Source organism: Pyrobaculum sp. (assembly GCF_049971835.1).
Taxonomy (GTDB): Archaea; Thermoproteota; Thermoprotei; order Thermoproteales; family Thermoproteaceae; genus Pyrobaculum.
In genome coordinates, this window is the sequence record NZ_JBMFKV010000097.1 from 1 (window position 1) to 8,078 (window position 8,078).

Annotated in this window: 10 protein-coding genes; 8 read left to right on the forward strand and 2 right to left on the reverse strand. The window is 58.8% G+C overall.

Going from position 1 to position 8,078, the window contains the following annotated elements:
* Positions 1–176 precede the first annotated feature (176 nt).
* Complete coding sequence (locus ACP5J3_RS08955; protein ID WP_428495373.1) at positions 177–1,931, forward strand: ATP-dependent DNA ligase; 1,755 nt, start codon at positions 177–179, stop codon at positions 1,929–1,931.
* Here the strand turns inward: ACP5J3_RS08955 and ACP5J3_RS08960 are convergent.
* Complete coding sequence (locus ACP5J3_RS08960) at positions 1,919–2,416, reverse strand: hypothetical protein (protein WP_014289525.1); 498 nt, start codon at positions 2,414–2,416, stop codon at positions 1,919–1,921. The two genes, ACP5J3_RS08955 and ACP5J3_RS08960, sit on opposite strands and share 13 nt — an antisense overlap.
* 40 nt (positions 2,417–2,456) lie before the next feature.
* On the opposite strand from ACP5J3_RS08960, the gene ACP5J3_RS08965 reads away from it, so the two are divergent.
* From ACP5J3_RS08965 to ACP5J3_RS08985, 5 genes are read left to right on the forward strand one after another with little or no spacing between them, the layout of a single operon-like run.
* A complete protein-coding gene (locus ACP5J3_RS08965; protein ID WP_428495374.1) occupies positions 2,457–3,374 on the forward strand; it encodes a carbohydrate kinase family protein in 918 nt (305 codons plus the stop codon).
* A 22-nt stretch (positions 3,375–3,396) separates the two neighbouring features.
* Complete coding sequence (locus ACP5J3_RS08970) at positions 3,397–3,738, forward strand: hypothetical protein (RefSeq protein ID WP_428495375.1); 342 nt, start codon at positions 3,397–3,399, stop codon at positions 3,736–3,738.
* Positions 3,735–4,412 (forward strand): nucleotidyltransferase family protein, encoded by a 678-nt coding sequence (locus tag ACP5J3_RS08975; protein WP_428495376.1) that lies wholly within the window; start codon positions 3,735–3,737, stop codon positions 4,410–4,412. Before ACP5J3_RS08970 ends, ACP5J3_RS08975 begins: the two co-directional genes overlap by 4 nt.
* Positions 4,413–4,442: 30 nt before the next feature.
* On the forward strand, positions 4,443–5,174 hold the full coding sequence (locus ACP5J3_RS08980; protein WP_428495377.1) for a hypothetical protein: 732 nt from the start codon (positions 4,443–4,445) through the stop codon (positions 5,172–5,174).
* A complete protein-coding gene (locus ACP5J3_RS08985; protein ID WP_428495378.1) occupies positions 5,171–5,725 on the forward strand; it encodes a hypothetical protein in 555 nt (184 codons plus the stop codon). The genes ACP5J3_RS08980 and ACP5J3_RS08985 overlap by 4 nt, the downstream gene beginning before the upstream one ends.
* Here ACP5J3_RS08985 and ACP5J3_RS08990 read toward each other — a convergent pair.
* Positions 5,709–6,074, reverse strand: a complete 366-nt coding sequence (locus ACP5J3_RS08990) for an NfeD family protein (RefSeq protein ID WP_428495379.1) — start codon at positions 6,072–6,074, stop codon at positions 5,709–5,711. The two genes, ACP5J3_RS08985 and ACP5J3_RS08990, sit on opposite strands and share 17 nt — an antisense overlap.
* Positions 6,075–6,099: 25 nt before the next feature.
* Between ACP5J3_RS08990 and ACP5J3_RS08995 the strand changes: the two genes are divergently transcribed.
* Together ACP5J3_RS08995 and ACP5J3_RS09000 are read left to right on the forward strand one after the other, a co-directional pair.
* Positions 6,100–7,161 carry a Clp1/GlmU family protein gene (locus tag ACP5J3_RS08995; protein ID WP_428495380.1) on the forward strand — a complete coding sequence of 354 codons (1,062 nt, stop codon included), beginning with the start codon at positions 6,100–6,102 and terminating at the stop codon, positions 7,159–7,161.
* Between the two features lie 9 nt (positions 7,162–7,170).
* Positions 7,171–7,944, forward strand: a complete 774-nt coding sequence (locus ACP5J3_RS09000) for a sulfite exporter TauE/SafE family protein (RefSeq protein WP_428495381.1) — start codon at positions 7,171–7,173, stop codon at positions 7,942–7,944.
* Positions 7,945–8,078: the final 134 nt, after the last annotated feature.

Sequence of the window (8,078 nt, forward strand, 5' to 3'; positions counted from 1 at the left end):
GGAGCAGAGTAGAAAGAAAGATACGCCTCACTGGCGGCGCCCTAGACGCCTTCATGCGCCTAGAGCCGGTATATAGAGCACTTACGAGGTGAGAGGCTACGTTGGGACTCGGGGAGGGGTCGGAAAGGCTTCGAGCTTTTTTCTCAACATTTTTAAGCTGGAAAGAGTAGTACATAGTGCAATTTGGGGAGCTGGTCAAGGCTCTCGCGGCCATAGAGTCGACGACTCAGAGGACGACTATGGTAAAGCTCCTTACTTCGCTGTTTAAGAAAGCAAGCCCTGGGGAGATCGACAAGATTGTCTACTTCATCCTGGGGGACTTGCGGCCGCCGTGGGAGGGGGTGGAGCTCGGCGTTGCCGAGAAGCTGTGTATCAGAGCCCTGTCTAAGGCAAGCGGGGCCCCGGCCTCTGAATTAGAGGCGCTGTACAAGAAGACGGGCGACGTGGGGGAGGCGGCGAGGCGCGCCCTCTCAGCCTCTAAGCGGCCTGGGCTTCTCGCCTTCGGCTCCCAGAAGCCGCTTGAGGTTTCCGAGGTGTACGACGTGTTGCTCAAGGTGGCCAGGGCGTCGGGGGAGGGGGCGCAGGACTTGAAGGTAAACCTCCTCTCCTCTCTCTTCGCGCGGGCGTCGCCGGAGGAGGGGAAGTACATCGCCCGCTTTGTCGTGGGGAGGCTGAGGCTGGGGGTTGCCGACATGACGATTATAGAGGGGCTCTCCGAGGCCTTCGGCGTGGAGAAGGAGGCTCTGGAGAGGGCCTATCACGTCTACCCCGACCTGGGCCGCCTCGCTAGGCACGTCGCCGAGGGGAGGCCGCTGGAGGAGATAAAAATCACGCCGGGCGTGCCCGTGTTGCCCATGCTGGCCCAGAGGCTGTCCTCGGCATCCGAGATCCTCGCCAAGCTCGGCGGCTCGGCGGTGTGTGAGTACAAGTACGACGGGGAGAGGGCCCAGATCCACATCTCAAAGGCCGGGGTGAAGATTTTCAGCAGGAGGCTTGAGGACATCACCCACGCCTATCCAGACGTGGTGAAGGCCGTAAGGGAGGCGGTGTCGGCGGGGGAGGCGATCCTCGAGGGGGAGATAGTGGCCGTCGACCCCGACACCGGCGACATGTTGCCCTTCCAGGAGTTGATGCATAGGAAGAGGAAACACGAAGTAGCGGCGGCCGTGGAGATGTACCCCACCGTCCTCTACCTCTTTGACGTGTTGTACGTAGACGGAGAGGACCTGACCGAGGAGCCCCTCATCTACCGCCGCGTCAAGCTTTCGGAGATCGTCAAGGAGAGCGACAAGGTATCCATTGCTAAGTGGAGGATTTTCGACGACCCCGACTCGGTGGACGTCTTCTTCCACGAGTCGGTCTCCATGGGCACGGAGGGGCTGATCTGCAAGTCGCCGACCTCTGTGTATGAAATGGGCGCCCGGGGGTGGAACTGGATTAAGTACAAGCGGGACTACCGCAGCGAGATGATAGACACCGTCGACCTCGTGGTGGTCGGCGCGTTCCACGGCCGCGGGAAGAGGGCTGGCCTCTACGGCGCCTTTCTCCTGGCGGCCTACGACCCCTCCACGGACATGTTCTACACCGTGTGTAAAGTGGGGAGCGGCTTCACCGACGCCGACCTCAAGAAGATGTACGAAACGTTGCAACCCCTCAAGCTCCCCCACAGACACCCCAGGGTGGTGTCAAAGATGGAGGCCGACGTCTGGTTCGTCCCCCAGGTGGTGATAGAGGTCATAGGCGCCGAGATAACTCTCTCGCCGCTACACACCTGTTGCCTCGGCGCGGTGCGGCCCGGCGTGGGGCTGGCGGTGAGGTTCCCGAGGTTCACCGGCCGCTACAGAAGCGACAAGTCGCCAGAGCAGGCCACCACCGTGGCGGAGATGCTTGAGCTATATAAGAGGCAGAAGAAGGTGGCTCAGCCGGAGTAGACCTTTTCCAAAGTCCACCGGAGTACCCGGAGGATTTCCCTCTTCCTCTCCTCTGTGCGGTAGTTGAAGATCTTAAGGGCGACGGCCTCCCCCTCCCCGCCCTCAAGCTCGTATCTCAGCACCTCGTCTTGGCTTATCGAGCCCTGCCTAGCCTCGCGGGCGTCCTCTTCTCTATACTTCTGGAGGAACTTGTCGAGGAAAAACCTCTTGAATAAGCTGTCTAGCTTCACAGGCTCTCTAAACTTGATGTAGAGATAGTTTGGGTACACCTCGGCCTTGGCGTAGACCTCTCCGCCCCTCCCCTTGACCTCCTCGACGGATTCGGGCCTCGCCGCCATCTGCTGGGCGGCGGTTGAGAAAGACCGCTCTCCAATTGCCTTATCCAGAAACTCCAGTAGCGAGGTGTAGAGGGATAACTCCTGCTGGAGCTTCGCAATCCTCTCCTCTAGTAGTTTTCTCAACTCCAGGAGCTTTTGAACCTCCACGCCCCCGTCACTGTATTTATATTTAAAATTTTGACATGTCGTGGTAGTTGCGTCTATTGGAAACCTGAACTTCGACCTCTACCTCAGGATATCGGAGCTACCGGGCCCCGACGAAAACGTCGAGGCTCTTGACCTGTACACCGGGGGCGGGGGGTCGGCCGCCAATTTCGCCGTGGCGGTCGCCAGGATGGGGCTGGGGGCGAGGTTTATAGGCGCAGTCGGCGACGATCCCCTCGGCGAGATATCTCTGAGAGAGCTGAGGTCTGAGGGGGTCGATGTTACGTTTGTAAAGAGGGTCAGGGGGATGAGGTCGGGCGTAGTGGTGGTTCTGGTGCACCCAGACGGGGTGAAGAGAATGCTGTCACACAGAGGGGCCAACCTGGGCCTCACCCCCGCGGACTTAACCGTGGACAAGTTTTCCGGAGTCCGGCACATTCACCTAGCCACGGGGAGGACCGAGCTGATTTTAAGAGCTAAGGAGATCGCCAGGGAGATAGGCGCCACGGTGTCGGTAGACGGCGGCACGGCCCTCGCCAGGAAGGGGCTTGAAATTGTGAAGGCGGCGGTGGAGGGAGTCGACGTGGTCTTCATGAACCACGTAGAGGCCAAGCTCCTGGCAAACACCGGGGACCACAAATCCGCAATAGAGAGGCTGGCGAGAGAGCTGAGGGTTGGAGAGCTGGTGATAACCCTGGGCCCCATAGGCGCCGTGGCTTTCAAAGAGGGGAGGCTCCTCCAGGTAGACGCCTTTAAGGTAAACGCCGTCGACACCACGGGCGCGGGGGACAGCTTCGCCGCCGCCTACATCGCCATGTATCTAGAGGGGAGGGATTTATACGAGAAGCTTCTCTTCGCCAACGCCGCCGCCGCTATAAAAGTGACGCGGCCGGGCGCCAGGTCGTCACCCCGCCGCGACGAAGTGGTTTCGTTTCTCGAGTCTTTTGGATACAAGATTTAAATAGATAGTTGTATATTGGTAAGTGGCCCAGAAAATGCTGTGCCTAGGCCCCCGGTGCGCCTTCGGCCCCAACAGCTCTTCGTTGTTTAGATGTGGGAAGAAGGCTCTCAAGCCCACTATAAGGGGGAATAAGATAGTGTTCTGGTGTACGTGGCTAAACGACGAGTGTATAGGGGCTAGGTGCCAGTACGCCTACTGCGAGGCCAGGGCGATGACTCCAGAGGGCTACTGCACCTACAAGGCGCCGGGCGGGGGCGAGGAGGAGGCTAAGAGAGATATATTGGCCGAGGTGAAGAAAATGGAGAAGGAGGTTGAGAAAATCAGGGCGCATTTAAAGAGGCAGGGGCTTGGGGACTATTTGTGAAGGCTGTTATCCTCGCGGCGGGTCTGGGCACTAGGCTGAGGCCTCTTACGTATTTTCTGCCAAAGCCTCTAGTCGCCGTGGGGGGTAGGCCCCTGATTGCGTACATCATTGAGTGGCTGAGGATGAACGGCGTGGGGGAGATCGCCGTAGTTGGGTACTACATGCAGGAGGTGTTGGAGAGCTACCTTTCGGAGTTGTATCCAGACGTGGTGTTTTTCAAGTCGAGGAAGTTGCTGGGCACGGCCGGCCAGCTTTACTACGTCCGTGAATGGGCCGGCGGGGATATGGCGGTGGTTAATACAGACGTGTTGACAAACCTAGATCTTAGACACCCGCTTGAGTTGCACAGATCAGCGGGCGCTCTGCTGACTATCGTCGGTCAGAGGTACAAGGCCTCTCTCCGCTTCGGCGTCTTGGATACGGAGGGATCGGCGCTGAGGGCGTGGAGGGAGAAGCCTACTATTGAGTACATAACGTCCACCGGTATATACATAATCTCTGCCGACGTGGTGAAGAAATTAGGCGAGGAGTACCTCGACATGAACGTCTTAGCGACATCGCTAATGCCTAGAGTCGCTGTCTACACGGCGAAGGAGGCGTATTTCTACGACGTGGGGACGCTGGAGGATTTGCAATCAGTCGTCAACGTCGTGGTTGGAGATTTGAAGCCGTAACGAATATATATTTTCTAATACATAGGGGCGATGAGCGTCTGCCCTGCTTTGAGACGCGGAGAAGGCGGGTTTGTATGTGGCTACAGCAACAAGCCCATAGACCCCTTCAGCTGGTACTGCATCGGGAACTACACCGAGTGCCCCATATTCATAAGATTCACCCGTGAGGAGAGGACCAGAGCCGCGGCGCCCCCCAGGCCGGAGGAGGCGCCTAAGCCCCTGGCCGAGGTGTTGCCCCTGGCGCCGGAGAAGGGCGAGGCCGAGTTCGAGAAGGCTGTTAAGCCTGTGATAGACAACGTGGTTTTGAAATACGACGACTTGGTGAAGAAGCTTGACAACATGTGGAGAGAGTACGAGGGGGACGTGGTGAAGGTGAGGAGGCAGTGGGAGGTGGAGAAGATGTCGTTGCTGAGGGCGCAGGAGTTGCTGGGCAGGACCATCGGCGACTACGAGAAGATGCTCGCTGAGCTAGAGCTGAAGAAAGACTTCATGCCGCCGGAGTCTTACGACAGCGCTAAGAGAGATATAGAGACGAAGCTGGAGGCCCTACGCAACCTCCTCGACGAGGTGAAGTCGAAATACGCCGCGCTTGAGGAGGGCCTCGGCGCCCACTTCAAGAGGGTTCTCTCCACCTCCACAAGCGCCGAGGTCATATCGCTGAAGCTCTCCCTGTCGAAGCTTGAGGAGTTGTTGAAAGAGGGAAAGATATCTCGCGAAACTTACGAAAAACTTAAGAAAGAGCTTGAGGAGTTGTTGAGATGAGTCTCGACGTCGCGTATCTAGCCCTGGGCGAGCTGGAGAAGATACTGTCTCAATACGACGAGAAGCTCAAAGGTATTGAAGACACCTGGAGGGCCTTCACAGACTCTGCCACCAAGACGAAGTCGAGCTGGGACGCCGACCTCCCCCGGATCAAGATAAGAGTTGACCAGCTGAGAAACGTGGTGGAGAGCTTGAAGAAGGAGCAGGAGGTCCTCCTCGCCAAGCGGGAGCTAGGCCTAATCTCCGACAAGGATTACGAGACCCTCTCCGCAGAGTTGCAGAAGAAGATAAATGAATACCAGGAGAAACTCGACGCGCTGTCTCGGAAGATGGCTGAGATCGAGATGAGGGTGCTCTACCTCTGGGCGAGGGCCCTCACCAGGGAATATCTGGCAAAATTCGACTTGGTAGAGCTCGAAAAGAAAATCGAGGACGCCAGGGCCGCGGGGAGGATAGACGAGGAGACCTACGCCAAGATGAAACACGAGATCGACGTGATGAAACACACCTGGGAGTTGCTAAACCTCTTGTCGCCTAGCGACAAGTCTTGACGTAGGCCACGCCGTCCCTCACCTCAACCAGCTCTACGCAATCTCCCCGCGCCGCCCAACACCCGTCACACACTGCTCTCCAGTACTCACCCCCGATCTTCACCACGCCAACCGGCTTCAAATCCTCGACGACCACGCCTCTGCCGCCGACGTACGTGTAGCCCCTAGGCGCCTCTCTAAACACCTTAAAGCCTACATAAACCGCAAGCGCCACAAAGGGAGCCGACACAGCCACGGCGGCCCACAGAGGGATAAGCCCAGAGAAGTACAGCAACAGCGCTACGACGGCCGGCAGGACAAATAAAAACACGTCGTCCAGCACCGCGACGAGGGTCAAGAGGCGAGACATATAACCTACACACATCCAGTGTTATATGTTTAAAGTAGAGGTGCCGGGGGGATACACAGCCCTCGTCAGAGGCCCCGCCCACGTCCAGTGCGAGGATCTGTGCGAAGTCTTCGGCGGGGCATTTCAAAGCTTCGCAGTTCCCCCGCACAAGCAGTACCCCGTGGAGGGCCCCGCGAAAATGGGAATTGAAAGCGGCGAGCTCGTCCTAGTACGGGGCGCCGCCGTGCCTCCCGACTGGCGCATGGAGCTGGAGGGCACAGTGGCCCTGCTCGGCCCCACAGACTCTGGAAAAAGTAGCCTCTCCACATACCTCCTCAATACCCACGTGAGGAGAGGCAGGAGGGTATGTGTAGTAGACGCAGACGTCGGCCAGGCCGACATAGGGCCGCCGGGCTTCATCGCGTATAGTTGCACCTCCGCCCCCGTGCCCCACGTCTCGGAGCTAGAGCCCCACGACGCCTACTACATCGGCGCCACAAACCTCCAGGGGATGGAAGACCTATTCGTGGCCGGCGTGGTGAGGCTGTTGAGAAAAGCCGCGGCCCAGTACCCACATCTAATAATAGTAAACACCCCGGGCTGGGCGACGGGGCGCGGCCTCCAGATGCTGAAAGCCCTAGCCGACGCTGTGGAGCCCACAGTAGTGAACATCGGCGAGCAGATACTGCCGGGGCGCGTAGTGACGAAGCCGAGACACGTCCTGCCAAGGGGGCCTCAGGAGAGGAGAGATTTGAGAAACCTCGCGTATAGGCGCCACATCAAGCTGGCGGTTAAGCTACAGATCGAGCCGCAGAAAATTACAAACTGTAGAGTAGATAAGGCTGTGGAGTGCCCGTGGGGGAGGTACACGCCGGGAGACGTGCCGGAGCCCCAGAAGAGGGGCAGGGAGTACACAGTCCCCCCGCACTACCTCAGAAACCTGCTGGTAGCCCTCTACAGAGGCGGCCGCCTGGCGGGCTACGGCGTAGTGGAGAGGCTCGATCCCAGGCCCGTTTTATACGCCACCACCACAGAATTCGACGAGGTGCACCTGGGAAAGATAAGAATAGACCCCCAGACCCTCCAGGAACTAGAACCACTACCCTAGATCCGCGCCATGGAGCTCGCCCCACTCCAGTACCTCCTCTCAGCCGCCGCGGGGCTTGTCGTTGGCTTCTCCCTCGGCTTAGTAGGCGGGGGAGGTAGCATACTGGCGGTCCCCCTCCTCCTCTACATGGTAGGGCTGGAAAAAGCGCCAGACGCCGCCCACATTGCGGTAGGCACCACAGCCCTAGCCGTAGGCCTCAACGCCTATATAAACTCCCTCATACACCTCAAAAAGAAAAACGTAGATCTAAAAACAGGCGCGGTCTTCGCCGCCGCAGGCCTCGCCGGCTCCGCCGCCGGCGCCTACCTGGGGCACGTCACCCCCGGGACGGGGTTGCTGGCTCTTTTCGCCGTATTTATGATAGCCGTGGGGGGCTCCATGGCGCTACCCACCAAGTCGCATCGAAACGCCCCAAGGCGCTCCACGCCGAAGACGGCGGCCGCCGGTATTTTAGTCGGCTTCCTAAGTGGGTATTTCGGGATAGGGGGAGGCTTCTTAATAGTCCCTACGCTGATGTACGTGGCCGGGCTTGAAATTTCCAAGGCAGTCGGCACGAGCCTAATCTCCGTAGGCACCTTCGGCCTCGCCACCGGCCTAATCTACGCGCTATACGGCAAAACACTAGTCGCCATAGCCGCCCTATACCTAATAGGAGGCGTAGCCGGGGGCTACCTCGGGGCGGCGCTGGCGCTCAAGACGCCGAGAGACACCCTAAAGAAGATATACAGCGCGCTGATAATAGCAGTAGGCATCTACATCCTCTACAAGTCGCTAGGCGCCTAGATCAACACAACTCATCTATACATAATAAACGCCGATGCAGAGGCGCCGCCGGCAGACACGGCCAGAAGACACGAAGCCAGGGGCGGAGCCGCATAGGCCCATCGCGCCAGCGAAGCCAATGCCGCCGCCCCCTC